25 protein-coding genes and 1 pseudogene are annotated in these 24,072 nt (G+C 65.2%); 12 read left to right on the top strand and 14 right to left on the bottom strand.

All coding sequences use genetic code 11. The features are described from left to right. The first annotated feature begins 10 nt into the window (after positions 1 to 10). Positions 11 to 1,003, top strand: a complete 993-nt coding sequence (locus ACK3BK_RS13425; protein WP_186664360.1) for a bile acid:sodium symporter family protein — start codon at positions 11 to 13, stop codon at positions 1,001 to 1,003. A gap of 40 nt (positions 1,004 to 1,043) precedes the next feature. On the opposite strand, the gene ACK3BK_RS13420 is transcribed toward ACK3BK_RS13425, so the two are convergent. From ACK3BK_RS13420 to ACK3BK_RS13410, 3 genes are read right to left on the bottom strand one after another with little or no spacing between them, the layout of a single operon-like run. Further along, the gene (locus ACK3BK_RS13420) at positions 1,044 to 1,628 is read right to left on the bottom strand and encodes a TetR/AcrR family transcriptional regulator (RefSeq protein ID WP_186664362.1); all 585 of its coding nucleotides are present in this window, start codon (positions 1,626 to 1,628) and stop codon (positions 1,044 to 1,046) included. A gap of 12 nt (positions 1,629 to 1,640) precedes the next feature. Further along, the gene (locus ACK3BK_RS13415) at positions 1,641 to 2,489 is read right to left on the bottom strand and encodes a 3-hydroxybutyryl-CoA dehydrogenase (RefSeq protein ID WP_065862766.1); all 849 of its coding nucleotides are present in this window, start codon (positions 2,487 to 2,489) and stop codon (positions 1,641 to 1,643) included. Between the two features lie 13 nt (positions 2,490 to 2,502). Beyond that, a complete protein-coding gene (locus ACK3BK_RS13410) occupies positions 2,503 to 3,687 on the bottom strand; it encodes an acetyl-CoA C-acyltransferase family protein (protein ID WP_186664364.1) in 1,185 nt (394 codons plus the stop codon). A gap of 169 nt (positions 3,688 to 3,856) precedes the next feature. Here ACK3BK_RS13410 and ACK3BK_RS13405 point away from each other — a divergent pair, with 169 nt between their 5' ends. Further along, complete coding sequence (locus tag ACK3BK_RS13405) at positions 3,857 to 4,870, top strand: AraC family transcriptional regulator (protein WP_186664366.1); 1,014 nt, start codon at positions 3,857 to 3,859, stop codon at positions 4,868 to 4,870. A 37-nt stretch (positions 4,871 to 4,907) separates the two neighbouring features. Here ACK3BK_RS13405 and ACK3BK_RS13400 read toward each other — a convergent pair whose 3' ends face one another. Next, positions 4,908 to 5,345: a carboxymuconolactone decarboxylase family protein gene (locus tag ACK3BK_RS13400; protein WP_186711473.1), complete on the bottom strand. Its 438-nt coding sequence runs from the start codon at positions 5,343 to 5,345 to the stop codon at positions 4,908 to 4,910. Positions 5,346 to 5,552: 207 nt separating this feature from the next. Here ACK3BK_RS13400 and ACK3BK_RS13395 point away from each other — a divergent pair, with 207 nt between their 5' ends. Continuing rightward, positions 5,553 to 6,011, top strand: a complete 459-nt coding sequence (locus ACK3BK_RS13395; protein ID WP_186664370.1) for a nucleoside deaminase — start codon at positions 5,553 to 5,555, stop codon at positions 6,009 to 6,011. Then, positions 6,008 to 7,204: a cyanate transporter gene (locus tag ACK3BK_RS13390; RefSeq protein WP_411382588.1), complete on the top strand. Its 1,197-nt coding sequence runs from the start codon at positions 6,008 to 6,010 to the stop codon at positions 7,202 to 7,204. Before ACK3BK_RS13395 ends, ACK3BK_RS13390 begins: the two co-directional genes overlap by 4 nt. On the opposite strand, the gene ACK3BK_RS13385 is transcribed toward ACK3BK_RS13390, so the two are convergent. After that, complete coding sequence (locus ACK3BK_RS13385; protein WP_411382587.1) at positions 7,197 to 8,630, bottom strand: PLP-dependent aminotransferase family protein; 1,434 nt, start codon at positions 8,628 to 8,630, stop codon at positions 7,197 to 7,199. The genes ACK3BK_RS13390 and ACK3BK_RS13385 overlap by 8 nt on opposite strands. A 376-nt stretch (positions 8,631 to 9,006) precedes the next feature. Further along, the gene (locus ACK3BK_RS13380) at positions 9,007 to 9,792 is read right to left on the bottom strand and encodes an SDR family NAD(P)-dependent oxidoreductase (protein ID WP_411382586.1); all 786 of its coding nucleotides are present in this window, start codon (positions 9,790 to 9,792) and stop codon (positions 9,007 to 9,009) included. Between the two features lie 102 nt (positions 9,793 to 9,894). Between ACK3BK_RS13380 and ACK3BK_RS13375 the strand changes: the two genes are divergently transcribed. Both ACK3BK_RS13375 and ACK3BK_RS13370 read left to right on the top strand, forming a co-directional pair. Continuing rightward, entirely contained in the window at positions 9,895 to 10,860 is a 966-nt protein-coding gene (locus ACK3BK_RS13375; RefSeq protein WP_411382585.1) for a GlxA family transcriptional regulator, read from the top strand. Next, complete coding sequence (locus ACK3BK_RS13370) at positions 10,857 to 11,810, top strand: LysR family transcriptional regulator (protein ID WP_411382584.1); 954 nt, start codon at positions 10,857 to 10,859, stop codon at positions 11,808 to 11,810. The genes ACK3BK_RS13375 and ACK3BK_RS13370 overlap by 4 nt, the downstream gene beginning before the upstream one ends. On the opposite strand, the gene ACK3BK_RS13365 is transcribed toward ACK3BK_RS13370, so the two are convergent. Both ACK3BK_RS13365 and ACK3BK_RS13360 read right to left on the bottom strand, forming a co-directional pair. Further along, positions 11,797 to 13,380 (bottom strand): rhodanese-related sulfurtransferase, encoded by a 1,584-nt coding sequence (locus ACK3BK_RS13365; RefSeq protein ID WP_411382583.1) that lies wholly within the window; start codon positions 13,378 to 13,380, stop codon positions 11,797 to 11,799. The genes ACK3BK_RS13370 and ACK3BK_RS13365 overlap by 14 nt on opposite strands. Then, a complete protein-coding gene (locus tag ACK3BK_RS13360; RefSeq protein ID WP_411382582.1) occupies positions 13,377 to 13,985 on the bottom strand; it encodes a cysteine dioxygenase in 609 nt (202 codons plus the stop codon). Before ACK3BK_RS13360 ends, ACK3BK_RS13365 begins: the two co-directional genes overlap by 4 nt. Before the next feature lie 258 nt (positions 13,986 to 14,243). Here ACK3BK_RS13360 and ACK3BK_RS13355 point away from each other — a divergent pair, with 258 nt between their 5' ends. The 4 genes and pseudogenes from ACK3BK_RS13355 (at position 14,244) to ACK3BK_RS13340 (ending at position 16,861) form a co-directional block, all read left to right on the top strand. Further along, positions 14,244 to 14,399: a hypothetical protein gene (locus ACK3BK_RS13355; protein WP_411382581.1), complete on the top strand. Its 156-nt coding sequence runs from the start codon at positions 14,244 to 14,246 to the stop codon at positions 14,397 to 14,399. Further along, positions 14,366 to 14,503 (top strand): annotated as a pseudogene (locus ACK3BK_RS13350) (alkanesulfonate monooxygenase); the annotation flags it as partial. The gene ACK3BK_RS13355 and the pseudogene ACK3BK_RS13350, both read left to right, overlap by 34 nt. 75 nt (positions 14,504 to 14,578) lie before the next feature. Next, positions 14,579 to 15,532, top strand: a complete 954-nt coding sequence (locus ACK3BK_RS13345; protein ID WP_411382580.1) for an ABC transporter substrate-binding protein — start codon at positions 14,579 to 14,581, stop codon at positions 15,530 to 15,532. A 9-nt stretch (positions 15,533 to 15,541) separates the two neighbouring features. Then, positions 15,542 to 16,861 carry an LLM class flavin-dependent oxidoreductase gene (locus ACK3BK_RS13340; RefSeq protein ID WP_288377288.1) on the top strand — a complete coding sequence of 440 codons (1,320 nt, stop codon included), beginning with the start codon at positions 15,542 to 15,544 and terminating at the stop codon, positions 16,859 to 16,861. A 60-nt stretch (positions 16,862 to 16,921) separates the two neighbouring features. Here ACK3BK_RS13340 and ACK3BK_RS13335 read toward each other — a convergent pair whose 3' ends face one another. Continuing rightward, positions 16,922 to 17,608 (bottom strand): GNAT family N-acetyltransferase, encoded by a 687-nt coding sequence (locus ACK3BK_RS13335; RefSeq protein WP_186708348.1) that lies wholly within the window; start codon positions 17,606 to 17,608, stop codon positions 16,922 to 16,924. 84 nt (positions 17,609 to 17,692) lie between these two features. After that, on the bottom strand, positions 17,693 to 18,628 hold the full coding sequence (argC, locus tag ACK3BK_RS13330; protein ID WP_411382579.1) for an N-acetyl-gamma-glutamyl-phosphate reductase: 936 nt from the start codon (positions 18,626 to 18,628) through the stop codon (positions 17,693 to 17,695). A 130-nt stretch (positions 18,629 to 18,758) separates the two neighbouring features. Between argC and ACK3BK_RS13325 the strand changes: the two genes are divergently transcribed. Further along, positions 18,759 to 19,640 (top strand): LysR family transcriptional regulator, encoded by an 882-nt coding sequence (locus tag ACK3BK_RS13325; RefSeq protein WP_186708354.1) that lies wholly within the window; start codon positions 18,759 to 18,761, stop codon positions 19,638 to 19,640. Between the two features lie 87 nt (positions 19,641 to 19,727). Here ACK3BK_RS13325 and ACK3BK_RS13320 read toward each other — a convergent pair whose 3' ends face one another. Both ACK3BK_RS13320 and ACK3BK_RS13315 read right to left on the bottom strand, forming a co-directional pair. After that, positions 19,728 to 19,934, bottom strand: a complete 207-nt coding sequence (locus tag ACK3BK_RS13320; RefSeq protein ID WP_186664387.1) for a tautomerase family protein — start codon at positions 19,932 to 19,934, stop codon at positions 19,728 to 19,730. A gap of 18 nt (positions 19,935 to 19,952) precedes the next feature. Continuing rightward, entirely contained in the window at positions 19,953 to 20,687 is a 735-nt protein-coding gene (locus ACK3BK_RS13315) for an SDR family NAD(P)-dependent oxidoreductase (protein ID WP_186664389.1), read from the bottom strand. A 124-nt stretch (positions 20,688 to 20,811) separates the two neighbouring features. Between ACK3BK_RS13315 and ACK3BK_RS13310 the strand changes: the two genes are divergently transcribed. Continuing rightward, positions 20,812 to 21,732, top strand: coding sequence for a LysR family transcriptional regulator (locus tag ACK3BK_RS13310; RefSeq protein WP_411382578.1), 921 nt, complete (start codon positions 20,812 to 20,814; stop codon positions 21,730 to 21,732). Positions 21,733 to 21,737: 5 nt separating this feature from the next. Here ACK3BK_RS13310 and ACK3BK_RS13305 read toward each other — a convergent pair whose 3' ends face one another. After that, positions 21,738 to 22,364 (bottom strand): TIGR04211 family SH3 domain-containing protein, encoded by a 627-nt coding sequence (locus tag ACK3BK_RS13305; RefSeq protein ID WP_411382577.1) that lies wholly within the window; start codon positions 22,362 to 22,364, stop codon positions 21,738 to 21,740. A gap of 246 nt (positions 22,365 to 22,610) precedes the next feature. Next, a complete protein-coding gene (gene ppnN / locus ACK3BK_RS13300) occupies positions 22,611 to 23,984 on the bottom strand; it encodes a nucleotide 5'-monophosphate nucleosidase PpnN (protein WP_186664394.1) in 1,374 nt (457 codons plus the stop codon). Positions 23,985 to 24,072: the final 88 nt, after the last annotated feature.

Below are 24,072 nucleotides of genomic sequence, written 5' to 3'. Positions count from 1 at the left end.
CGGACACTTCATGAAGTACCTGCGCATGCTTTTCGATAAATTCACCCTGACCCTGCTCTCGGTGGTCCTGCTTGCCACCTTGCTGCCCTGCTCGGGTGACGGCGCGGTCGCCTTTGGCTGGCTGACCAACCTGGCGATTGCCCTGCTGTTCTTCCTGCACGGCGCCAAGCTGTCCCGCGAGGCTATCATCGCCGGGGCCGGCCACTGGCGCCTGCACATCCTGGTGTTCTCGTGCACCTTCGTCCTGTTCCCGTTGCTGGGCCTGGCGTTCAAGCCCCTGTTCGTGCCGCTGGTGGGCAACGAGCTGTACCTGGGCTTGCTGTACCTGTGTGCCTTGCCGGCGACCGTGCAATCGGCCATCGCCTTCACTTCGCTGGCACGTGGGAACGTCCCGGCAGCGATCTGCAGCGCGGCGGCCTCCAGCCTGCTGGGTATCTTCCTTACGCCGTTGCTGGTGATGCTGTTGCTGGGGGCTGACGGCGATACCGGTTCGGGGCTCGATGCAGTACTGAAGATCACCTTGCAGCTGCTGGTGCCCTTCGTGGCCGGGCAGATCGCCCGTCGCTGGATCGGCGCCTGGGTCAAGAAGAATGCACGCTGGCTGAAGATCGTCGACCAGGGTTCGATCCTGCTGGTGGTCTATACCGCGTTCAGTGAAGCGGTGGTGACGGGCTTGTGGAGTACCGTCTCGCCGCAGCACTTGCTGGGTCTGTTCGTCGCCTGCGGCGTGTTGCTGGCGGTGGTGCTGCTCGGTACCCGCTTGCTGGGGCGCGTGCTGGGCTTCAGCGTCGAAGACCGCATCACCATCCTGTTTGCCGGCTCGAAGAAGAGCCTGGCCACCGGGGTGCCGATGGCTCAGGTATTGTTCGTGGGGAGCGGGATCGGCGCGATGATCCTGCCGCTGATGCTGTTCCACCAGATCCAGCTGATGGTGTGTGCGGTGCTGGCACAGCGCTACGCAGCGCGTGAAGTGGTGGGCGAGGAAGCTTCGGCGGCGTCCTGACGCAGAGGGTGGTGTGAGCGGGACGCGAAGCGCGTACCGTTCACACCAACGCTCGCTCTATCCCGCCCGCCACCAGGCTCTCCATCAGCCCGACGCCCTGCAGCTCGGGCACGCCACGCGCTTGCAGCACGCCCGGCAGCTGGTTCAGCAAGCTGCCCAGCACATGGCCGGCCGCTGCCAGCACCTCGCCGCCATGCCGCGCCTTGGGCGCGACCAGTTGCAACAGCCCGGTTTCGTAGTCCTGGCGCAGCTCGCCCAGGCGTCTCTGCTGAGCCTCGCTCAGGCAGCAGAAATCCCGCTCTGCCAGACGAAACTGCAAGGGCCGTTCTGCATGCAGTTGCCAGTGTGCGGCAATCAGGCCAGGCAGTGCCGGCTTGCCCCGGGCCAGTGCCCGGCGGCCCTGGTCGAGCGTAGCCAGCAGTTCTTCGTACAGTTCCTCGATCAGGTCGAACAACAAGTCCTGCTTGCTCGGGAAATGGTGGTACAGCGAGCCCGCCGTCAGCCCGACATGCGCGGCCAGCTCGCGCATGCTGACCTGGCCGAAGCCTTTTTCGGCGAACAGCGCCATGGCCCTGTCGCGGCGTTCCTCGAAATTGGCGCAGCGCAGGGCAGCAGTGACTGGCATGGCGCGCGCTCCTCAGTAGGTGAAGAAACCACGGCCGCTCTTGCGCCCGAGGTATCCGGCGGCAACCATCTCCTTGAGCAGCGGTGCAGGGCGGTACTTGCTGTCGTTGAAGCCCTCGTGGAAGGCCTCCATGATCGCCAGCAGGGTGTCCAGGCCGATCAGGTCGGCCAGAGCCAGCGGGCCGATCGGTTGGTTGCAGCCCAGGCGCATGCCCGTGTCGATATCCTCGGCGCTGGCCAGTCCCTCCTGACGCACGAAGATCGCTTCATTGATCATCGGCACCAGGATGCGGTTGACCACGAAGCCCGGGCGATTGCCCGCAGTGATCGGTGTCTTGCCCAGTTTCTCGGTGACCAGCAGCGCCTGGGCGTAGGTCGTATCGCTGGTCTGCAGGCCACGGATGACCTCGACCAGGGCCATCATCGGCACCGGGTTGAAGAAATGCACGCCGATGAACCGCTCAGGGTGCTCGATGCTGGCGGCCAGCTGAGTGACCGACAGCGAGGAGGTATTGGTGGCGATCAGGCACTGTGCAGCGACACTGGCGGCCACCTGCTGGAGGATGCGCTGCTTGAGCGCCAGGTTTTCGGTGGCGGCCTCGATCACCAGTTGCGCGCTCGACAGCTGTGCGTAGTCGGTACTGGTGCGGATGCGTGTCCTGGCTGCTTCGGCTTTGTCCGCCTCAAGGGTGCCCTTGCTGACCTGGCGCTCCAGGTTCTTGCTCAGTGTGGCGACACCGCGCTCCAGCGCAGCGTCACTGACATCGATGAGCAACACCTGGAAACCGGCTATCGCGCACACCTGGGCGATGCCGTTGCCCATGGTACCGGCGCCGATCACGGCGATCTGTTGAATGGTCATGTCGATGCTCCCGTCACACGCGCTCGAAGACCACGGCGATGCCTTGGCCGCCGCCGATGCACATGGTGGCCAGCGCATAGCGGCCCTGGATACGCTGCAACTCGTGAATGGCCTTGGTGGCGATGATCGCGCCGGTGGCGCCGACCGGGTGGCCCAGCGAGATGCCCGAACCGTTGGGGTTGACCTTTTCCGGATCGAAGCCCAATGCCTGGGCCACGGCGCAGGCCTGGGCGGCGAAGGCTTCGTTGGATTCGATCACGTCCAGGTCGTTGACCGACAGGCCGGCTTTTTCCAGCACCTTGCGCGTGGCCGGGATCGGGCCCAGGCCCATCAGCTCAGGTTCGACCCCGGCATGGGCGTAGGCCACCAGCCGTGCCAGCGGCTTGAGACCCAGGCGGCGCACCGCATCGCCAGTAGCCAGGACCAGGCCAGCGGCGCCGTCGTTGATCCCGCTGGCATTGCCAGCGGTGACGCTGCCGTCTTTCTTGAACGCGGTGCGCATCCCCGCCAACTGCTCGGCACTGACATCCCCGCGCACGTGCTCATCGATGGCGAACTGCACGCTGCCTTTGCGGGTTTTCAGTTCGATCGGCACGATCTGGCTGTCGAAGCGGCCTTCGGCGATGGCGCGGGCGGCGCGACGCTGACTGGTCAACGCCAGTTCGTCCTGCATTTCACGGGTGATGCCGTGCTTGGCGGCGACGTTCTCTGCGGTGATACCCATGTGGAAGCCTTCGAATGGATCCTGCAGGATGCCGACCATGTAGTCGATGCCCTGCAGGTCACCCATGCGCGCACCCCAACGGGCTTGCGGGAGCAGGTAAGGGCCGCGGCTCATGGACTCGGCGCCAGCCGCCAGGGCAATGTCGGTATCGCCCAGCAGCAGGCCCTGGGCGGCGGATACGATAGCCTGCAGGCCCGACCCGCACAGGCGGTTGACGTTGAATGCCGGGGTTTCCTTGGGAATGCCGGCGTTCATCGCCGCCACTCGGCCCAGGTAGGCGTCGCGGGGCTCGGTCGGAATCACGTTGCCCATCACCACATGGCCGATCTGCTCGGCGGCCACGCCCGAGCGCTCGATGGCAGCGCGCGTTACGGCGGTGGCGAGGTCGGCCAGCGGCAGGTCCTTGAGTGAACCACCAAAACCACCGATGGCCGAACGCACTGCACTGACGACGTAGATTTCTGCGCTGCTCATATATAGCTCCGATTGCGAAGGCGTGGCGGGACGGTGCCGGGCTCTGCGAGAATGGCGACCGTTGCGGATGGGCTCCGAGTCTAGGCAAAGGCCGAGAAAGGGCCTATGCCGAAACTGCTCAGTCAACCTGGCATTTTTTGCCACTCAGCATAGACAGCGGATATCCGTCATGCGCGAAAGCGATTCGGTCGCGGTGTACTTTCTCAATGCCATGCTCCACGCCCTGCGCGATCGCCCCGAGGCGCGCGATGCGCAACTGCGTGCGGTCGGCATCGACCCGGCGCTGCTGGCCCAGCCCCAGGCGCGGGTGCCGGCCAAGGCGTTTGCCCGGCTGTGGCTGGCGCTGATCGAAGACCTGGACGACGAGTTTTTCCGTCTCGACAGCCATGGCATGCCGATGGGTAGCTTTGCCCTGATCTGCCGTGGCTTGATCCAGGAGCTGACCCTGGAAAAGGCCCTGCGCCAGTGCCTGGGCAATTTCGCACTGTTCCTGCGCGATTTGCGCGGCAGTTTTGCGGTGCGCGGCGGGCGTGCCGTGATCAGCGTGCAATCGAACATCGGCGATCCTCTGACCCGGGTCTATGCCGAGGAAACCTTTCTGGTGCTGGTCGTCGGCCTGCTGTGCTGGCTGGCTGGAAGACGCATCAGCATCGACCGCACCGAGCTGGCCGTGGCGCGCCCCGCACAGGACGACGACACGCTGCTGTGGGGACCGGACCTGCGCTTGGGCAGCGGGCGGACCGAAGTGGAGTTCGACAGTGCCTGGTTGCGCCTGCCGGTGGTGCAGGACCTGGCCGCGCTCAAGACCTTCCTGCGCAGCGCGCCACAGGGCCTGGTGATCCGTTTTCGCAACCAAGGCGACCTGGTGGCGGAGGTTTATCGCCATCTGCGCAGCCGTGGCTACGGACAGTGGCCGACCCTGACTGCCATGGCCGAGCGCCAGGGCCTGAGCGCCAGTACCTTTCGCCGGCAACTGGAGCGCGAGGGGCGCTCGTACCAGCAGATCAAGGACGAAGTGCGCCGGGCCATGGCGTTCGAGCGATTGCGCGAGGGGCAGTTGAGCATTGCCGAGATCGCCGAGCAGACCGGGTTCCAGGAGCCCAGCGCCTTTCATCGTGCATTCAAGAAGTGGACGGGGCAGAGTCCGGGGAGTTATCGGACCCGGCTGGGCGTGAACCCATAGATGGCCTGGGCCGCATGGCGGCCGCAAAGGCTCCACCTCAAGCCGGCACCATGGCAAAGCCGACACCAAAGCGGTTCCAGGCATTGATGGTAGCGATCGCCAGGGTCAGGTTGGCGACTTCGCCCGCTTCGAAATGCTCGAGCAGCGCTTCGTATTCGGCCTGCGGTGCACCGCGTTCGGGCAAGCGGGTGAGGCTTTCCAGCCAGGCCAGCGCGGCGCGCTCACGGGGCGTGAAGAAACGGGTTTCCTGCCAGACGCTCAAGGTCTGCAAGCGTGCCTCGGTTTCGCCTGCCTTGCGGGCATCGTTGGCGTGCAGATTCACGCAATAGGCGCAGCCGTTGATCTGCGACGCGCGCAGGCGCACAAGTTCGAGCAGTGAATGCTCCAGGCCGCACTTGGCCAGGACCTGCTCCAGGCCGACCATGGCCTTGTAGGCTTCAGGGGCGTGCCTGGCCCATTCGATTCGATCGTGCATGGTGATTCTCCAGTCAGTTCAAGTCAGGGGTGATTCGTGGTGCCAGCGTAGCGCCGTTGCCTGCAGGGCCCGATAGCCAATCCCACTATTTGCCGGGAGACCAATGCCGGCATTCGTGCGGCCACTGACCTGCATCCAATCTCTTCATTTCTGCCGCGCGCCAGCAGCCGGGATAATGGCTGCCTGTTGTTCGAGGAGTATCGATTCATGTCCAACGAAACCTTCATGCGTGAAGCATTGGCGCTGGCCCGCGCCAATATCGAGGCGGGTGGCCGCCCGTTCGGTGCAGTACTGGTGTATCAGGGCCAGGTCGTGGCCCGTGCGGTCAACGAGATTCACAGCACCCAGGACCCGACCGCCCATGCCGAATTGCAGGCGATCCGCAAAGCCGCCCAGGCCTTGGGCCGGTCGCGTCTGGACGGCGCTGAAGTCTATGCCAGCGGCCACCCGTGCCCGATGTGCCTGGCTGCCATGCACCTGTGCGGCATCGAGCGGGCATGGTTTGCCTATGACAACGACGAGGGCGAGCCTTACGGGCTGTCCACGGCGGCGGTCTACGCGCAGATGGCACGTGCGCCGCAGCAGCAGAGCCTGCCATTGCGGGCGCTCAAGCCTGAGGGCGAGGGCGGCCTGTACCAGCAGTGGCGGCAGGCGAACCCGGCATGAGAGGCGCGTTGAACCTGCTGCTGGTGATCCTGCTGGCCCTTAACCTGCGGCCGATCCTGACCAGCATTGGTCCCTTGCTCGAACCCATGCGCAACAGCACCGGGCTTGGCTACCAGCAAGCGGCGTTGCTCACGGCGCTACCGGTGCTGTGCATGGGGTTGGTACCTTTGCTGCAGCCTTGGCTGCGGCGTTGGATCAGTGAGCATGGCGGGATGCTGGGAGGGCTTTTGGCGATTGCCGTGGCCTGCCTGTGGCGCCTGCAGTTGGACAGCGCTTGGGCGTTGATCGCCAGTGCGGCAGTTGCCGGGGTTGGAGTGGCGGTGGTACAGGGCATGATGCCCGGGCTGGTCAATCGCTGGTTTCCGACCCGTCTGGCGGCGTCGATGGGGTTGTATTCGGCGGCCTTGATGAGCGGTGGTGGCCTGGCTGCGGTGCTCGGCCCGGCCGTCAGCGAGGCAGCGGGGCGCTGGCAGGCGGGGCTGGGCATCTGGGCAGTGCCAGCGCTGCTTGCGCTGTGCGGCTGGGCCTGGCTACGCCCGCGCCACGACACGCCTAACCTGGCCGGGGCCAGCGGCGGCCACTGGTTCGGTAATCGGCGTGCCTGGTTGCTGGCGCTGTATTTCGGCCTGATCAACGGTGGCTACACCAGCATGGTCGCCTGGTTGCCGGCCTATCACCTGGAGCACGGCGGTACAGCTCAGGGGGGTGGTGAGTTGGTGGGGTTGATGACCATCTTCCAGGTCAGTGGCGCGCTGGGGCTGCCCTTGCTGCTTAGGCGCCTGCATGATCGGCGGCCTGGCCTGTGGCTGGCGCTGGCGATCCAGTTGTGCGGGTTTCTCGGTTTGCTGCTGGCGCCTACCCAGGCCATGGGGCTTTGGGTGGCGATGATCGGCCTGGGGCTGGGTGCGTGCTTCAGCCTGAGTCTTACCCTGACCCTCGAGCATCTTAAAACACCGGGCGAGGCGGGGAGCCTGGCTGCTTTCGTGCAGGGTGTCGGCTTCATCGTCACCGGCACCGTGCCTTATGTGACCGGCTGGCTGCGCGCGTTCACCGGCGATTTCCAGGCTGCCTGGACGCTGCTGACGCTGACCGTGGTGGCGATGCTGCTGGTGACCGTACGCTTTGCCCCCCAAGGCTACGCCGCTGCCATGGCCCGGCGGGGGCGCTCGCTGCAGGCGACGACGCTCAACTGAGCTGCTGCAGGGCGTCGCGCACGCGGTCCAGCGCCGGGTCGATGTCCAGCCGCTCGATGGCGCCGAAGCCCATCAGCAGCCCCGGACGCACCGGCACGTCGTTGAAGAACGGCGCCAGTGAATAGACGCCGACTTCGACCCGGCGTGTCAGCCGGACCAGCAACTCCACATCGACTCCAGGTGCGGCCAGGGCGCTGAGGTGAAAGCCGGCGCTGGCCGGTACGGCGCTCAGCCAGGGCGCCAGGTCGCTTTCCAGGCGTGCGAGGATTCGTTCGCGCCGCGCGGCATAGATGTCGTGGCAGCGGCGAATATGGCGGTTCAGGTGCCCTTCGCCGATGAAGCGCGCCAGCGCCCACTGCTGCAGGCTCGGGCTGTGCCAGTCGCTGAGGTGCTTGGCCACGCAGGCGGCGCGCAGGACGCTGGGTGGCAGTACGGCATAGCCCAGGCGCAGCTCCGGCAGCAAGGTCTTGGAAAAGGTGCCGACATAGGCCACCAGCCCATGTCTATCCAGGCGTTGCAACGCATCGCTGGCCGGGCCCTGATAGCGAAACTCGCAGTCGTAGTCGTCCTCGATGATCAGCGCTCCCAACTCGGCTGCGCGGGCGAGCAGGGCGTGTCGGCGCCGCTCGCTCATCGGCATGCCCAGCGGGAACTGGTGTGACGGCGTCACGTAGATCAGCCGGGTGCCGTCAGCGATCTGCTCGACGCACAGCCCTTCATCGTCCACCGGCACCGACTGCAAATCGGCGCCCATCGCCAGAAACAGCTGGCGTGCCGGCGGGTAGCCGGGATCCTCCATGGCCACGCGTGTACCGGGTTCGATCAATACCCGGGCGATCAGGTCCAGCGCCTGCTGGGCGCCGTTGCACACCAACACATCGGCGGCGCTGCAATGTACGCCGCGGGCGAAGGCAATGTGATGGGCGATGGCTTCGCGCAGCTCGGGCAGGCCCTGGGCCGGGAACTGGCGCTCGCTGTGGCGCTGGCTGCAGCGCAGGGCGTACTGCAGGCAGGCGCGCCATTGATCGAAGGGAAACTGGCTCTTGGCTGATACGCCGCCGACGAAGTCGTAACGCGAGGGCGCCTCGAGCGCGGAGCGGCCGAGCACGGTGGCGCGTTGCTGCCAGCGTTCCAGGCTGCTGGCGGCGGCCAGGGCAATCGGCTCGACGTCGCTGGCTTGCAGGGCCCGGCGTGGGCTGACGAAGGTGCCACGTCCGACCACGCCGCTGAGCAGGTTGTCGTAGGTCAGCCGCGAGTAGGCTTCGGCCACGGTCTTGCGCGATATCCGCAACTGCTCGGCCAGCAGGCGCGTGGGAGGCAGCTGGGTGCCGGCTGCCAGGTGGCCGCTGTCAATGGCGCTGCGCAGCTGCTGGTAGAGCTGCTCGGCCAGGCCCTTGCGGCCCTCCAGGCGAATGTGTAGTTCCATGGGGCTATCCGGATGGGGGACGGCCTAGCTTCCGATTTTGGGGGGTGGCTCGCAAGTTTTGTTGCTTGGCGAAGGCTCTTTAGCGCCTATGAGATCGAGCGCCGCCCGCGCGGCGCTTCGCGGGCAACCCCGCTCCCACATTTGTTTCGGGCCAGTTATGCCTGTGCCACAGGCGCGCGACCGCCTGGTGTGTACGACTCGATATCGCGCCGTGCGCCAAAGGGGTCGCGCGAAAATGTCACAGGATTCATTGGCCCGAAACAAACTGTGGGAGCGGGCTTGCCCGCGAAGCGCCGCCCGCGCGGCGCTCGATCTCACAGGCCCTAAAAAGCTTTCGGCAAGCACCTGTCAGCCCTCACGCAATCGCACAGCCCGATCAACCCTGACGATAACGCGGCGCCAGTTGTTGATTCGACAGGTGCCCGTTCAACGCCTGACGGCTGACCTCGAACGCCTCAAAGCGTTCGAACTCGTGCAGCGACGGAATCGAGATCAGGCGCTTGGCGTCGAAATCGGCCAGTGCCGCTTCCACTAGGTCCTGCGCAGTCATGACGATCGCCGGATCCAGGTGCTCCACCGGCAGGCCGCCGATGCTCCAGAAATCGGTAGCGGTGGCGCCGGGCAGCACGGCCTGGACCTGCACGCCTTTGTCGGCCAGCTCCTTGTGCAGGCTCTGGGTGAAGGCGGTGACGTAGGCCTTGCTGCCGCCATACACGCCATTGAGCAGTTCCGGCAGCAGGCTGACCACTGAGGAGATGTTGATCAGCGCACCCTCGCCGCGCTCGACGAAGCCAGGCACCGCAGCATAGGTCAGGCGGGTGAGGGCGGTGATGTTCAGGGTGATCATGCGGGTCATCTGCTCGACGTCGCTTTCCAGCAGCGCGGTGTGGGTGCCGATACCCGCGTTGTTGACCAGCAGGCCGATGCTGGCATCTTCGCGCAGGCGGGTTTCGATGCGCGCCAGATCCTGGCTGTCGGCCAGGTCTGCCGGCAGGACTTCGACGCTGCGCCCGGTCTGGCTGCTCAGGCGCGAGGCCAGTTGATTGAGGCGTTCGCGGTTGCGGGCGACCAGGATCAGGTCGTGGCCACGGCGGGCCAGGTGTTCGGCGTAGAGTGCGCCAATGCCGGTAGAGGCGCCAGTGATGAGGGCTGTACGAGTCATGGTTGCTGCTCCGTGGGTGGGGTTGCAGCGATGATGCGCGGCTTTGCTTGTGGCGCAAATGACGCATATAGTACGTTTTCAGGACATCAAGCGAGGTGCGTCATGCATCGGGTCGGCTATCTGTTGTGTGAAAGGTTCCAAGTCATGGCGCTGGCGTCGCAGTCGGTGTTCGAGTTCGCCAATGTGCTGACGGGCAAGCGCCTCTACGCCTTGGGCAACTACAGCGTGGCCGGCGGTGTGCTGGTGTCGTCGCTGGGTATGCAGTTGCAGACCCAGGCGGTCGATACCCCGGGGCATGCCGACACCTGGCTGGTGGCGGGCACATTGTCGCCGATCGCCTCACCTGCCGATGCGGCCAGCGTGGACCTGGTGCGTCGGCTGGGCGAGCAGGCGCGGCGTACCGCCGGGATCTGTACGGGGGCCTTCACCTTGGCGGCAGCCGGCCTGCTCGACGGGCGTCGGGCGACCACGCATTGGGTCTACGCCCGGGAGCTGCGGCAGATGCACCCGGCGATCCAGGTAGAGGACGACCGCATCTTCATTGCCGATGGCAACATCTGGACGTCCGCCGGCATGACCGCCTGTATCGACATGGCCCTGGGCATGCTCGAGCAGGATCACGGCCATGAGCTCGCACGAGCCGTTGCGCATCGGCTGGTGATGCACCAGCGTCGCTCGGGAGGCCAGTCGCAACATTCGCAGCTGCTCGACCTGGCACCGCGCACCGACCGCATGCAGAGCGTGCTCGAGTACGCTCGCCAGCACCTGCGGCGGCCGCTGAGCGTCGAGGAACTGGCCGAGGTTGCGCACCTGAGCCCGCGCCAGTTCAGCCGGGTGTTCACTGCCGAAACCGGGCAATCGCCGGCGCGAGCCATCGAGGGCCTGCGCCTGGAGGCGGCGCGGCTGATGATCGAGCAGAGTCGCCACAGCCTGGATGTGGTGGCGCGCGAGACAGGATTTCGCGACCGTCGGCATTTGCGCGAGGCTTTTGTACGCGGGTTCGGTATTCCGCCCCAGGCGATACGTCGTGATGCGCGGCGCGTGGAACGTGAAGGAGTCGTCGCATGAAGAAGCGGGTGCGCATGGACGACCTTCAGGTGTTCGTCACCACTGTCGAGGCCGGTGGGCTTTCGGCGGCAGCGCGGCAGTTGGACATCTCGCCGGCTCTGGCCAGCGCCGCGCTGCAGCGTCTGGAGCACAGCCTGGGGATTCGCCTGTTGGTGCGCTCGACACGCCGTCTGCGCCTGTCGGACGATGGCGAGCGTTATCTGCCTCACGCGCGTCAGGCCCTGGACGCGCTGGTCGACGGCGAGATGGCGTTGGAGCAAGCACGCGCCGAACTGGCGGGGCCACTGCGGTTGTCGATGCCGTCGGACCTGGGGCGCAACCTGCTGTTGCCCTGGCTGACGGAGTTTCAGGCCGAATATCCACGACTCGACATGCGCCTGCGGGTCAGCGACCAGGTGGCCGATCTATTTGGCGAGCAACTGGATGCCAGCATCCGCTACGGGCTGCTGGGGGACTCCAGCCTGGTGGCCTTGCCGCTGGCCGCCGCTAACCGGCGTACGCTCTGTGCAGCACCGTCCTATATCGCCCGCCATGGCGCGCCGCAGACTCCGCAGGCGCTGGCCGGGCACAACTGCCTGCGTTATGTAATGGGTGAGCAGATCCACGAACGCTGGAGTTTCGAGAATGCAGGCGCAATGACCACGGTACTGGTCAGTGGCGACCGCTGCAGCGACGATGCCGATATCGTGCGACGCTGGGCGGTGGCAGGGCTCGGTGTGGTTTACAAGTCGCGCCTGGATGTGCTCGAGGACATTCGCGCCGGAAGGCTGGTGGAGTTGCTGACGGACCATGCAGGGCAGGCGGCACCGCTGCAACTGGTGTGCGCGCACCGGCAGTCGCTGAGCCCGGCGGTGCGGCGCTTGCATGGGTTTCTGGCGCTGAAGCTGCAGGCGTACCTCGCAGGAGCGGATAGGCCTGCAGCCACAGCGCTTCGGGTCACAGCACCTTGAAGCCGTGGGTGCCATCACGCTCCAGTTGCGCGATCAGACCGAACTCCCAGTCGAGGTAGCCTTGCATGGCTTCACGCGGGTTGTCGGTCCCTTCGTATGGCCGGCGGTAGCGGTCGGTACGCTCCACCGCCAGGCGCGTCTCACCTGTTTCCAGTGGCTTGCCGGCGGCGATCCAGCTCGCCGTGCCGCCTGTCAGCAGGTAGACCGGTGTGCGCGTCAGGGCTTGCAGGTCGGTGGCGGCAAAGCTTGCCAGCAGGCTGCTGCCGCAGGTCAGCACGTAGCGCTCGGCCTTGGGCAGGCGCTCCAGGGCCTCGGGCAACTGCGCGCGGATCGCCCAATAAGCACCTGGGATGTGGCGCTTGACGTAGTTGGCGCTGGCGGTGAAGTCCAGCAAGACGGTGCCTTCCTCGGCCAGCCAGGCCTGCAATTGCTCGACGTCGATCTCGGTATTGCGCGCCAGCGCCGGGCGGGGTGCCTGCCATTCGCCGGTTTCGCTGAAGTCGGCCTTGCTCAGGCCGTCGAGCACCGCCACTTCCCAGCCCATCTGCGCGAGCCACGAAGCGCTCATGTTGGCACGCACGCCGTCGTCATCGACCAGCACGATGCGGGCGCCGCGTACGCTGGCGTTGTGATCGGTTTCCTGCACCAACTGGCCACCGGGCGTGGAGCGGCTGTCGGGCAGGTGACCGGCAACGTATTCCTCGGGTGTGCGCACGTCGAACAGATAGGTGGTGCGCGCAGTCTCTGCCTGCCAGGTGGCCAGGCCCTGGCGGTCCAGGCGTCGCACTCCGGCCCGGTCGGCGACGGCGCGGGCGCGGTCGGCAGCGCTGCTGCGGGTGCTGTCGCCGACCTCGGCGAAGCGCTGCGCCTGGCCGTGGGCCAGTTGTTGACCGGCCAGTGTCCAGCCGATAGTGCCGTTGCGCAGCGCCGCCACCGGGTTGGGGATGCCGGCGTTGACCAGCGATTGTGTGCCGATGATGCTACGGGTGCGCCCCGCGCAGTTGACGATCACCCGCGTCGCTGGATCGGGTGCCAGTTCGGCGACGCGCAGCACCAGTTCGGCGCCAGGCACGCTGATGCCTCCGGGAATGCTCATGGTCTGGTATTCATCGAAGCGCCGGGCGTCGAGCACCACCACGTCGGCCTGGCTGTCGAGCAGGGCCTGGACCTCTTCGGCGGCCAGCGAGGGGGTGTGGCGCACACTCTCCACCAGCTCGCCGAACGCTTTGCTGGGTACGTTGACGTCGCGAAACAGCTCGCCACCGGCATCGCGCCAGCCGCCAAGTCCACCCTCGAGCACTGCCACATCGCTATAGCCCAGTGCCTGCAGACGCTCGACAGCGATGGCCGACAGTCCCTCGCCATCGTCATAGACGGTGATGGCGGTATCTCGGCGTGGCACGCGGGCGAAGATTTCCAGTTCCAGCTTCGAAAGCGGGATGTTGGCCGCGAACAGCGGATGCGCCTGGGCGAAGGGGTCTTCCTCGCGCAGGTCGATCAGGGCGACTTCTTCCTGGGCCAGCAGGGCGGTGCGAAGGTCATGGAAACTGCGAGTGCTGAGGCGGGTCATGGGGCAGGGTTCTCTTTGGACAGGTCCCAGATGTTGGGCAGGCTGGTGTTGGAATAACCGGAGATGAACGGCTTCTCGCTACCGTCGGGCAGGTATACGGCGCGGCTGACCGCACCGATGTTGGCGCCGTAGACATGGATGCTGATCGAGACCCGGTCGTCGAAGGCGTTGCTGACCTGATGGATATCGCCGATGCGCGGTGACACCGCTTCCACGTGGCCAGGGTCGATCCGCAGCCGCTCGCCCTGCGCCACCAGGGCGCCATGGGCGTCGCGGGTGAAGCCTTGGGCGTATTCGGCACCGCGCAACATACCGATCAAACACCAGACACGGTGGTCATGGATCGGCGTGCTCTGGCCTGGGCCCCAGACGAAGCTGACCACCGAGAAGCGCTGGCGCGAATCGCAATGCAGCAGGTATTGCTGGTAGCGGGTCGGGTCCGGCTGGGCAAGGGCTTCGGGCAACCAGTCGTCATGGGCGACCAGGCTGTGCAGCAGGGTGTGGCCCTGGTCGAGCAGAGTGGCTTCGTCGGGGTGGCGGTCCAACAGGTCGGAGAGTTCGCCAATGAAGTGGCGCAGGCGCTCCAGGCGCGGTGTCTGGCTCATGGTTCAGGCTCGGGCTGACGATCATGGGTAAACCCTAGCAACTGCCTGAATATTCTCAAAATTCAAATTACTCATAAGCTAATATGCAAAACAAGTATTTAAAAGTGGCGTGGCATGATCTGCGAAATCTGCATTTTGAATGCATTAGGTTATGCCTAAAACGAATTTCACAGGGTGTGATCAAGTGGTTAGCGTATAAGTAAGTCGGCAATTAGATTCAAACGCTATAAAAACCTAACTGACCTTGGGACACCTGCAATGAGCGTTCAATTCATCGGCATGATCGGCCATCGCCTGTCATCGGATATCCTGGCTCCCAACGGGCCCGTCTTCGACAACGACTACATCGCCCGTTTTGCCCAGGCCCATGAGCAAGTCGCGATGCCTTGCAGGCCTATTACGACCTGGGCGTGACCAGCTTTCTCATTCGCGGCTTCGACCCGCTGGCCGACGCCGAGGACTATGGCCGCATACTGATTCCGTTGACCCGCGCCAAGGTGGCAGCGCGCAACGCCTGACATTCACTGTTACACGCGACGAGACCGCACGCGCGGATCGCCCTGACTTGCCCGATGCGGCATCTGGAGACGAACGTGCGTTATCTCAAACAACTGGCCGCCGGTGTGCTGGCCACCTCGATCAGCCTTGCGGCTGTCGCGCAGACCCTGGTGGTCGGCGACCAGAGCTACAACGCCCGTGCCGTGATGGAAGCGGCCGGCGTGCTTGACGATTTGCCCTATACCCTGGAGTGGAAGCAGTTCACCGCCGGCTCCCCTGTGGCCGAGGCGCTCAATGTCGGCAGCCTCGACCTCGGCCTGTTGGGGGATGCACCGCCGTTGTTTCTTGGTGCACTCGGGGCGCCGATCAAGGTGGTGGCGGTGTCGCGGCAGAACCTCGAAGGCGTGGCGATCCTCGCGCGCAAGGATTCTGACATTCATAGCCTGGCCGACCTCAAGGGCAAGCGCGCAGCGATCTGGAAAGGTTCCTGGAGCCAGCAACTGCTGTTCAGCGCCCTCGACAAGGCTGGCGTACCCCGCGACGCATTGGAGCTGCGCTACCTCAGCGCCCTGGACGCCTCCCATGCGCTGGATGGCGGCTCAGTCGATGTGATCGCGACCTGGGAGCCTTATGTCACCCAGCAGGAGCGCCAGGGCGCACGGGTGCTGGCCACGGCCGAAGGGATCATCCCGGCGCAGAGTTTCGTGGTCGCCAATGCCAAGGCGGTGCAGGACAAGCGGGCGCAGATCGCCGACTTCCTCCAGCGCCTGAAGAAGGCGCGTCAATGGACCCTGAGCGACCCGGCACACACCGAAGCGTACGCCGACGCCTGGGCCAAGCGTACCCGTGCCGACGGCGACATCGCCCGCGCCTGGTTCGCCCGCGCGCGCACCGACCTGGCACCGCTCAACGCGCAGGTGATCACCGATGCGCAGAAGACCGTGGACTTCTTTGCCGGCATTGGCCTGATCAAGGGCTATCCGGCCGCGAGTCTGTTCGACACTTCGTTCTCGGCGGCGCTGCAGGACAGCTCCGTCACCCAGCACTGAGGCCCCGGCATGAGCAAGCGACAGATCAAACTGGGCGCCCTGACCATGGGCTGTGGTGGCCCCGGCCGACACAACCTGTGGCTGGACCCGGCGCTGCCTGCCGACGCCAGCGTCAATATCGACTGGTACATCGATATTGCCCGCCAGGCAGAAGCTGCGCTGTTCGACCTGATCTTCATCGTCGACAGTCAGTTCATCACGCCAGGTTCGCCGTCCCATTACCTCAATCGCCTCGAACCTCTGACCCTGCTCTCGGCTTTGGCTGTCAGCACCCGTCATATCGGCCTGGTCGGCACCCTGACTACCTCCTACAACGCGCCGTTCAACGTCGCTCGGCGCCTGGCCTCGCTGGACCTGATCAGCAAGGGGCGTGCCGGTTGGAACGTGGTCACCAGTGGCGATGCCGGCACCGCCGGCAACTATGGGCTGGATGAGCATTACGACTACGACACCCGCTACAGTCGTGCCCACGAGCATGTCGAGGTGGTGCAGAAGCTCTGGCATTCCTATGAAGACGATGCCTTCCCACGGGATCGCCAGAGCGGGCGCTTCCTCGACCCCGCCAAGCTGCACAGCCTCAATCACAAGGGTGAGCATTTCTCGGTGGTCGGCCCGCTGAATATCCAGCGCTCGCCCCAGGGCCAGCCGGTGATCTTCCAGGCCGGGGATTCCGAGCAGGGGCGTGACCTGGGGGCGGCGACGGCGGACGTGATCTTCACCCACGCTGCAAGCGTCGAGCAGGGCCAGGCGTTCTACCGGGACGTGAAGGATCGCGCCGCACGCCTGGGGCGTGATCCTGAGCAGGTGCTGGTGCTGCCGGGGGCCGAAATCTATGTAGGTGATACCGACGAGCATGCCCGCGAGATCGAGCGTCACTATCATCAGGCCGATCACAGCTTCGAGCTGGCGCTGAAGGAGTTCGGGCGTAACTTCGGTTGGCACGATTTCAGCCAGTACGACCTCGATGCGCCGTTTCCGCAGCAGAGCCTCGAGTTTGCCCGCAGCAGTTTCTTCACCAATGCCAAGCGCATCGCCGACCAGGCGCGGGACAAGGGTTTCAGCCTGCGCCAGGCAGTGGAGTTCGGCCGCCAGCTACGCCCAGGCGCCTTCGTGGGCTCGGCGCAGACGGTGGCGGCGAAGATGGCCGACTGGTTCGAAGCCCGGGCGCTGGACGGGTTCAATATCTACATCGGGCATCCGGGGCAGTTCCGACGCTTTACCCAGGAGGTGGTGCCGTTACTGCAGGAGCGAGGTGTCTACCGAACGGCATACGAAGGGACGACCCTGAGGGAGAGCCTGGGGCTAGCCATACCGCGCTTCGCTGGTTGAACCTGGCCGCTTCGGCGATGGCCTCACTGGCCATTTCCGGAAGCGGCAACCCGTTTCGGCTCAATGCACGCGCTTGCGCGTCGCCACGCAGGCCTGGGCCTGCAGCGTCAGTTCGTCAAGGTGCTCATCGCGCTGGCGCTCGGCGTCGATCATTGCCGCCTCGCCATGCTGCTTGAGCAGATAGGCGTGGATCTGACGCACTTCCAGGGTCTGGTAGATGGGCGCAATGTCCAGGCGTCCGACCAGCGCGCCGCTGGCCTTGCCGGTGCTGCTCATCAGCACTTGTGGCCCGGTGGCGCTCACGACCTGCAGGCCCATGGCCTCGAACCAGGGTACGGCATGAGCAAAAGCGCTCATCTCCACGCAGCTGTAGCGCGCCCGCAGGTCTGTAAGCAACCCACGGGCGATGCCTTCACGACGGTGGTCAGGGGATACGGCGAGAAACGCCAGAACACACGCGTGCTGATCATCCTGGGCCGGCAGGGCGAGGGCGAAGCCCAGCAGTTGGTCCGGGGCGTCGGCGTCCAGCGCCAGGACCAGCTCCACGGCCAGGCCACGGGTGCCGTCCAGGGCCTGCAGGTATTGGTGGACTTCGAGGCCGACACCGTACTGGTACAGCGGATACAGCGGGTTGTCCGCGGTGATGGCGACGCTGCTCAGCGCGCCGACATGTTCGATCACCAGCTGGCGGATCTGGTTCTGGAAGGATTCGGGCGGCACGCCGTCGAGGCGGCTCAGGATGAACATCGGGGGACAGGCTCCGGCGGTTGAACTGACCCCGCGCCTGAATGACGCGGGGTGTACAGTCTAACCGCTTTTACCGGCTTGGCCTCACTGGCGCAACGCGGCCAGCATCAAGTCGAGGTTCTGCACTGCAGCGCCCGAAGCACCCTTGCCCAGGTTGTCGAACACGGCCGTCAGCAGGACCTGCCCGTGCTCGGGATTGGCATACAGTGCCAGGCGCAGGTCGTTGCTGTCGTTCAGGGCCTGCGGGTCCAAGGGGGTCGCAGGCCCTTGCTGGTGCAGGGGCATTACCTGGACATGGCGTGCGCCCTGATAGTGCTGTTCGAGACAGGCCTGCAAGTGCTCGGCGGTGACGCCTGGCGACAACAAACGCAGCTGCAGCGGGATGCTCAACACAATCCCCTGGCGATAGTCGCCGTAGCCTGGCAGGAACATTGGGCGTGCGCTCAGGCCAGCGTGGGCCTGGATCTCCGGGACATGCTTGTGCGCCAACTCCAGACCATAGAGCTGCAGGGCCGGAGCAGGATCACCGCCTGACTGCTCATGGCGCTCGACCGCAGCGCGACCGCCACCGGAGTAGCCGGAAATGGCATGTACGCTCAACGGATAGCCCGCAGGCAGCAGGCCGGCGCGCACCAGCGGCCGCAGCAGGGCGATGGCACCGGTCGGGTAGCAACCGGGGTTGCTGACCCGTGTGGCCTGGGCGATGCGCTCGGCCTGCTGCTCGTCCAGCTCCGGCAAGCCATAGACCCATCCAGGGCTGGTACGGTGCGCAGAGCTGGCGTCGATCACTCGCACCGCCGGGTTGTGAATTGTCGCCACGGCCTCGCGTGCGGCGGCGTCGGGCAGGCAGAGCAGGGCAATATCGGCGCTGTTGATGGCCTCGCGGCGGCGCTGCGGGTCCTTGCGCTCGGCCTCGGGCAGGGTCAGCAGGCGAAGGTCGCCGCGACCGTGCAGGCGGGCATGGATCTGCAGGCCGGTGGTGCCTTGGTCGCCGTCGATGAATATCAGGGGCTGGTGCATGGTGGAGATCCGCTCAGGAAGGAAGTAGGTGTATCCTCGCGGTTGTTTGATCTGAAGAAAATTTGAATATCATGATGACGATGTTCAGTTTAACTGAATCAGGACATTCAACCGTACAAGGAGCAGCATCCTGCGAGAAATCAGCCTCGATCGCCTGCGCACACTGGTGGTGATCGCCGACCTTGGCTCCTTCGCCGAGGCCGCTCGCCAGTTGAACCTGGCACCACCGACCATCAGCCTGCACGTCGCCGAGCTTGAAACGAGGGTGGGGGCAGCGCTGCTTACCCGAACCCGCGGGCAGGTACGGCCCACGGTGGTTGGCGAAACCCTGCTGACGCGTGCCCGTCGGCTGCTGGCCGATGCCGACCAGGCGCTGGATGAAGTGCAGCGTCAGGTGGCCGGATTGACCGGGCGGGTGCGCCTGGGCGCCTCCACTGGCGCCATTGCCCACCTATTGCCCAGTGCGTTGGCGGCCCTTCGCAGTGAGCATCCGGGTATCGATGTGCAGGTTCAGGTGCTCACGTCGCAGGCATCACTGGCGCGCGTGCGTGACGGTAGCCTGGACATCGGCCTGGTGGCGCTGCCGCAGGTGGCAGTGAAGGGGGTCAAGCTTACCCCGTGGCGACGCGACCCGATCATGGCCTACCTGCCTGCCGACTGGCAGCCGCCGGCGCGGGTGACACCCGCCTGGCTCGGGCAGCGTGCACTGATTCTCAACGACAGCACCACGCAGCTTTCGCGGGTGACCAGCGATTGGTTCGCGGCAGCCGGGCTGTACCCTGAGGCGCGCATCGAGTTGAACTACAACGATGCAATCAAGAGCCTGGTGGCTGCGGGTTATGGCGCGACATTGCTGCCGCAGGAGGGGGAGGCGCCTGAACTGGACCGGCGCATCGCTCGACGCCCGTTGCGACCGGGGTTATGGCGGGCGCTGGGGATCGCCTGCCGCGAAGGGCAAGTGGAGCGGGCCACGGGGCATGTGCTGGAGGCGCTGGAGCGCTTGCGGCAATGACGGTCTGTGTCGGGTGTGGTCACAGGCATGTACCACAGTGATCTTTGGGCGGGCTTGCCCGCCAAAAGATCACTGCGGTGATGCGGGTTAGCCCCGCTCGCGCTTGCGCACCACCGTCACTGTCTCGCCACCCACTCCCCAGTTGTCGGTGGGCACTTCCTCGATCACCACGAAGGTACTGGCCGGTGGCTTGTTCAGCACCCGTTCCAGCAGTTCGGTGGTGCCTTCGATCAACAGGCGTTTGTGCTCGGCAGTGACCCCTTCGTCGGTCACACGGATATGAACGTATGGCATGGCAGGCTCCTCGGGTTTTCAGTGCCAGGTACCGGCGGTGCCACCGCCGTCTACCGGAAGTACGACGCCGCTGACGAAACGTGCGTCGGTCAGGTATAGCACGGCATCGACGATGTCCTGTGGCTTGCCGGTGCGCCCACTCGGCGACAAGACACCCAGGCCTGCGACGTCGTTGTTGTGCAGGGGCGTCTCGATGATCCCCGGAGCCACGGCATTGACCTGCACGCCGCTACCGGCCAGTTCCAGCGCCAGGCCCTTGACCGCCTGGTTCAAGCCACCCTTGACGAGGATCGGCAGTGCTGCGGGCACTCGCACGTTAGGCTGCATGGCGACCGAGGCGGTGATCGCGACGATATGGCCATGGCCTTGGGCGCTCATGATCTTTGCCGCGGCCTGGGAGGGGTAGACGAAGCCCTTGAGGTTGGTGGAAAACAGCGCGTCGATGTCCTGTTCGGTGTAGTCGGTGAACGGTTTGGGAATGAAGATCCCGGCATTGTTGACCAGGATATCGACGCGGCCGAACACTTCCAGCGCTGTATCGAACAGCCGCTGTGCGGTGCTGGCGTCAGCGATGTCGCCAGCCACGCCGACGAAGGCGGCCGGGTTGCCCAGCTCGGTGGCGGCCTGATCGAGGCGGGCCTGGGTGCGGGCGTTGCCGACCACATTGTCGCCACGTTCGATAAAGGCCTTGGCGAGGGCGAAGCCCAAGCCGCTGGATGCGCCGGTGATAACGATGGTTCTTGCAGTACTCATGGTGGGGCTCCAGTTAAGCGAGCCGGTTGGCTCGTTGGTGGAGCCACTCTAAGACCTCATCTGGAGTTGAAAAATAAGGCGGATGGCATTTCAATCGATACTTCATGTAATTAATCGAGCTGTCATGACCCGCCATTTCGATGATCTTCAACTGGGCAGCCTCGAGCTGTTCTGCCTGGCTGCCGATACCGGCAGCTTCACTGCCGCTGCCACCGAGGCCGGGGTCACGCCGGCAGCGGTCAGTCGCTCGGTGGCACGCCTGGAAGAACGCCTGGGTGTACGGTTATTCGTGCGTACTACGCGGCAGATGCGCCTGTCCGATGCCGGCCAGGCGTACTACCAACAGTGCCGTCTGGCACTGGGGCAACTGGTGGAGGCCGAGCGCGAAGTTTCGGGTGGCCAGATCGAGCCGCGTGGGCGCCTGCGGGTCAGTGCGCCGACGCCTTACGCCCATCACCGTCTGTTGCCATGGCTGCCGCGTTTTCGCGAGCGCTATCCGCAAGTGCAGGTGGACGTGCATGTCAGCAATCGCAATGTCGATTTCGCCGAGGAGCAGTTTGACCTGGCCATCCGCGGACGTGAGCCTGCTGATTCGCGGCTGGTGGCACGGCGCCTGGAAAACGCCGAGCTGGTGGTGGTGGGGACCCCGGGCTACCTGGCGCGAGCAGGTCATCCGCAGGTGCCGGAAGACCTGGCGCAGCATGAGTGCATCCTGTTCGAGATCCCCAGCAGCGGACGCAGTGCGCCCTGGACCTTTCGCCGTGACGGTGGCCTGGTGGAGATCGAGGTCGGCGGCTCGATCACCTGCCTGGGCGACTTTCTCGCCACCGCCACCCTCGCGCGACATGGTGCCGGCCTGATGCAGGCGTACCGCTTCACCGTGCAGGAGGCCCTGGACAGCGGTGAGCTGGTCGAAGTGCTACCGGCCTTCGGTGGTACGGCGCGGCCATTCACGTTGATCTACCCGCAGGCGCGGCACATGCCGCTGCGGGTGCGGCTGTTCATCGACTTCCTGGTGGCGGGTGGGCAATTACCCGCCACCTGATTGCGTCAGAACCAGCGGTCGTTGCGTTTACGCCCGCGGGTCAGCGCCGGCAGGATCAGGCCGGCCAGCAAGCCAGCACCGGCGATGCTGCCGCCGTAGACCATGTAACGCATCATCACCTGCTTGTTTTCGTCGCCCAGGCGCGCCTGGGTGTCGCGCAGGCTCGATTGCGACTGCTCGAGCTGTTCGTTGAGGGCCTTGTTGCGCGATTCCAGTTCATCGATAAGTGCTTTGCGCGAGTCCAGGGTTTCCTGCATGCCCTGGACGCGAGTCTTCCAGCTGTCGTCGATGGTATTGAGCTGGCCGGACAGTTCCGCGACCTGAGCATCGAGTTGCGGCAGGCGTTGGCTCTGGCCGGGCACAGTCTGCAGGTCGCTGGTGAGGATCCACACCAGATCGCCGCTCTGGCCGCGAACCTGGCTGTAGTTGCCCTGGGTGCCGATCAGCGACACTTTCTGTCCGGACTTGAGCGTGCCGACGATCCGGTGACCATCGGTCGGGCCGCTGCGCACGTAGGTGCTCAGGCTGTCGCTGACCCAGCGTGCGTCGCTGGAGGGCTCTTCGGCGTAGACGGACGGGGCAGTGGCGAGCAGGGCGGCGAGGGCGAGGGTGGCGAGGCGGAATTCGGGCATGGTGGTCTTCGCTGAAACAGTACGGTTGGAGGCCCGGTGACTGGGCCGTGAAGCGGTCGGTGGATTGACCGTCAGCGAAAGACCGTTTTTTTGTAGGCAGGTTCACTGCTTTAGGTGGGAATCGTCTGCAAGATGTTGCGGGTAAGGGGCTTGATCAGCGAATGGCGCGTGGGTGGATCAATCGCAGCGGCGTTTTACCGCTGCGATCGATCCACCCACAGGTTGTCACTGGAGCTGCTGCCCGGCTCAGGTCACGACCTGGTAGCACGGCACATAAGCCGCACCGCCGGGCAGTTTCATCCGGTGCTGGTCGACGAAGGCCTGCAGCAATCTGCCCAACGGGTCGAGGATCGCCTGATCGCCGCGGATCTGGTATGGGCCGTGTTCCTCGATCAGGCGAATGCCCTTGTCCTTGACGTTGCCGGCGACGATGCCGGAAAACGCCCGACGCAGGTTGGCGGCCAGCTCATGGGGCGGCAGGTCGCGGCGCAGGGCGAGATCGGCCATGTTCTGGTGGGTCGGGTCGAACGGGTGCTGGAAGCCACCGTCGATCTTCAGCAGCCAGTTGAAGTGGAAGGCGTCGTTGCGCTCGCGGCGGAACTGCTTGACCGTCTTGAGCCCTTCGACCATGTGCCGGGCGACTTCGGCCGGATTGTCGATGATGATCTGGTAATGGCGCTGCGCCGCTTCGCCGAGGGTGGCGCCGACGAAGGCATGCAGTTGCTGCAGGAACGGCTCGGCGCTGCGCGGGCCGGTGAGAATGACCGGGAAGGGCAGTTCCTGGTTGTCCGGGTGCATGAGGATGCCGAGCAGGTACAGGAATTCCTCGGCCGTCCCAGCGCCTCCGGGGAAGATGATGATGCCGTGGCCGACGCGGACAAAGGCCTCCAGGCGTTTCTCGATATCCGGCAGGATCACCAGCTCGTTGACGATGGGATTCGGCGCTTCGGCAGCGATGATGCCCGGCTCGGTCAGGCCCAGGTAGCGGCTGCCGTGCATGCGCTGCTTGGCGTGGGCGATGGTCGCGCCTTTCATCGGGCCCTTCATGACGCCCGGGCCGCAACCGGTGCAGACGTCCAGCTTGCGCAGGCCCAGTTCATGGCCGACTTTCTTGGTGTACTGGTATTCCTCGCTGCTGATCGAGTGACCGCCCCAGCACACCACCATCTTCGGCTCCACGCCCGGACGCAGGGTGCGTGCGTTGCGCAGCAGGTGGAACACATAGTCGGTGATGCCCTGGGAGCTTTCCAGGTCGATGCGCTGGCTGGCCAGTTCGCTTTCGGTGTAGACGATGTCGCGCAGGGCGCTGAACAGCATTTCGCGGGTGCTGGCGATCATCTCGCCATCGACGAAGGCGTCGGCCGGGGCGTTGAGCAGTTCCAGGCGCACGCCGCGATCTTGCTGGTGGATACGGACCTCGAAGTCCTTGTAGGCCTCAAGGATGGTCTTGGCATTGTCGACATGGGCGCCGGTGTTGAGGATAGCCAGGGCGCACTGGCGGAACAGGGTGTAGAGACTGCCGGTACCGACTTCGCTCAGTTGCTGGACTTCACGTTGCGACAGCGTCTCCAGGCTGCCTTTGGGGCTGACGGAGGCGTTGATGACATTGCGTTGGGGCATCTAAGTCTTTCCTGTGCGGGTAAAACATCCTTCTTTGACAACACCATACCGACAATTGCACGCGGCAACGAGGGGGGAAGGCAAAGAT

The sequence above is a fragment of the Pseudomonas sp. L7 genome (genome assembly GCF_046605565.1).
GTDB classification, from domain to species: Bacteria; Pseudomonadota; Gammaproteobacteria; order Pseudomonadales; family Pseudomonadaceae; genus Aquipseudomonas; species Aquipseudomonas wayambapalatensis.
This window is presented reverse-complemented; position numbering and strand designations above follow the sequence as displayed.

What these genes read in the sequence shown, in the direction of transcription:
- ACK3BK_RS13425 (WP_186664360.1), top strand. Translation starts at nt 11, where the DNA reads ATGAAGTACCTGCGCATGCTTTTCGATAAATTCACCCTGACCCTGCTC.
- ACK3BK_RS13420 (WP_186664362.1), bottom strand. Translation starts at nt 1,628, where the DNA reads ATGCCAGTCACTGCTGCCCTGCGCTGCGCCAATTTCGAGGAACGCCGC.
- ACK3BK_RS13415 (WP_065862766.1), bottom strand. Translation starts at nt 2,489, where the DNA reads ATGACCATTCAACAGATCGCCGTGATCGGCGCCGGTACCATGGGCAAC.
- ACK3BK_RS13410 (WP_186664364.1), bottom strand. Translation starts at nt 3,687, where the DNA reads ATGAGCAGCGCAGAAATCTACGTCGTCAGTGCAGTGCGTTCGGCCATC.
- ACK3BK_RS13405 (WP_186664366.1), top strand. Translation starts at nt 3,857, where the DNA reads ATGCGCGAAAGCGATTCGGTCGCGGTGTACTTTCTCAATGCCATGCTC.
- ACK3BK_RS13400 (WP_186711473.1), bottom strand. Translation starts at nt 5,345, where the DNA reads ATGCACGATCGAATCGAATGGGCCAGGCACGCCCCTGAAGCCTACAAG.
- ACK3BK_RS13395 (WP_186664370.1), top strand. Translation starts at nt 5,553, where the DNA reads ATGTCCAACGAAACCTTCATGCGTGAAGCATTGGCGCTGGCCCGCGCC.
- ACK3BK_RS13390 (WP_411382588.1), top strand. Translation starts at nt 6,008, where the DNA reads ATGAGAGGCGCGTTGAACCTGCTGCTGGTGATCCTGCTGGCCCTTAAC.
- ACK3BK_RS13385 (WP_411382587.1), bottom strand. Translation starts at nt 8,630, where the DNA reads ATGGAACTACACATTCGCCTGGAGGGCCGCAAGGGCCTGGCCGAGCAG.
- ACK3BK_RS13380 (WP_411382586.1), bottom strand. Translation starts at nt 9,792, where the DNA reads ATGACTCGTACAGCCCTCATCACTGGCGCCTCTACCGGCATTGGCGCA.
- ACK3BK_RS13375 (WP_411382585.1), top strand. Translation starts at nt 9,895, where the DNA reads ATGCATCGGGTCGGCTATCTGTTGTGTGAAAGGTTCCAAGTCATGGCG.
- ACK3BK_RS13370 (WP_411382584.1), top strand. Translation starts at nt 10,857, where the DNA reads ATGAAGAAGCGGGTGCGCATGGACGACCTTCAGGTGTTCGTCACCACT.
- ACK3BK_RS13365 (WP_411382583.1), bottom strand. Translation starts at nt 13,380, where the DNA reads ATGACCCGCCTCAGCACTCGCAGTTTCCATGACCTTCGCACCGCCCTG.
- ACK3BK_RS13360 (WP_411382582.1), bottom strand. Translation starts at nt 13,985, where the DNA reads ATGAGCCAGACACCGCGCCTGGAGCGCCTGCGCCACTTCATTGGCGAA.
- ACK3BK_RS13355 (WP_411382581.1), top strand. Translation starts at nt 14,244, where the DNA reads ATGAGCGTTCAATTCATCGGCATGATCGGCCATCGCCTGTCATCGGAT.
- ACK3BK_RS13340 (WP_288377288.1), top strand. Translation starts at nt 15,542, where the DNA reads ATGAGCAAGCGACAGATCAAACTGGGCGCCCTGACCATGGGCTGTGGT.
- ACK3BK_RS13335 (WP_186708348.1), bottom strand. Translation starts at nt 17,608, where the DNA reads ATGTTCATCCTGAGCCGCCTCGACGGCGTGCCGCCCGAATCCTTCCAG.
- argC (WP_411382579.1), bottom strand. Translation starts at nt 18,628, where the DNA reads ATGCACCAGCCCCTGATATTCATCGACGGCGACCAAGGCACCACCGGC.
- ACK3BK_RS13320 (WP_186664387.1), bottom strand. Translation starts at nt 19,934, where the DNA reads ATGCCATACGTTCATATCCGTGTGACCGACGAAGGGGTCACTGCCGAG.
- ACK3BK_RS13315 (WP_186664389.1), bottom strand. Translation starts at nt 20,687, where the DNA reads ATGAGTACTGCAAGAACCATCGTTATCACCGGCGCATCCAGCGGCTTG.
- ACK3BK_RS13310 (WP_411382578.1), top strand. Translation starts at nt 20,812, where the DNA reads ATGACCCGCCATTTCGATGATCTTCAACTGGGCAGCCTCGAGCTGTTC.
- ACK3BK_RS13305 (WP_411382577.1), bottom strand. Translation starts at nt 22,364, where the DNA reads ATGCCCGAATTCCGCCTCGCCACCCTCGCCCTCGCCGCCCTGCTCGCC.
- ppnN (WP_186664394.1), bottom strand. Translation starts at nt 23,984, where the DNA reads ATGCCCCAACGCAATGTCATCAACGCCTCCGTCAGCCCCAAAGGCAGC.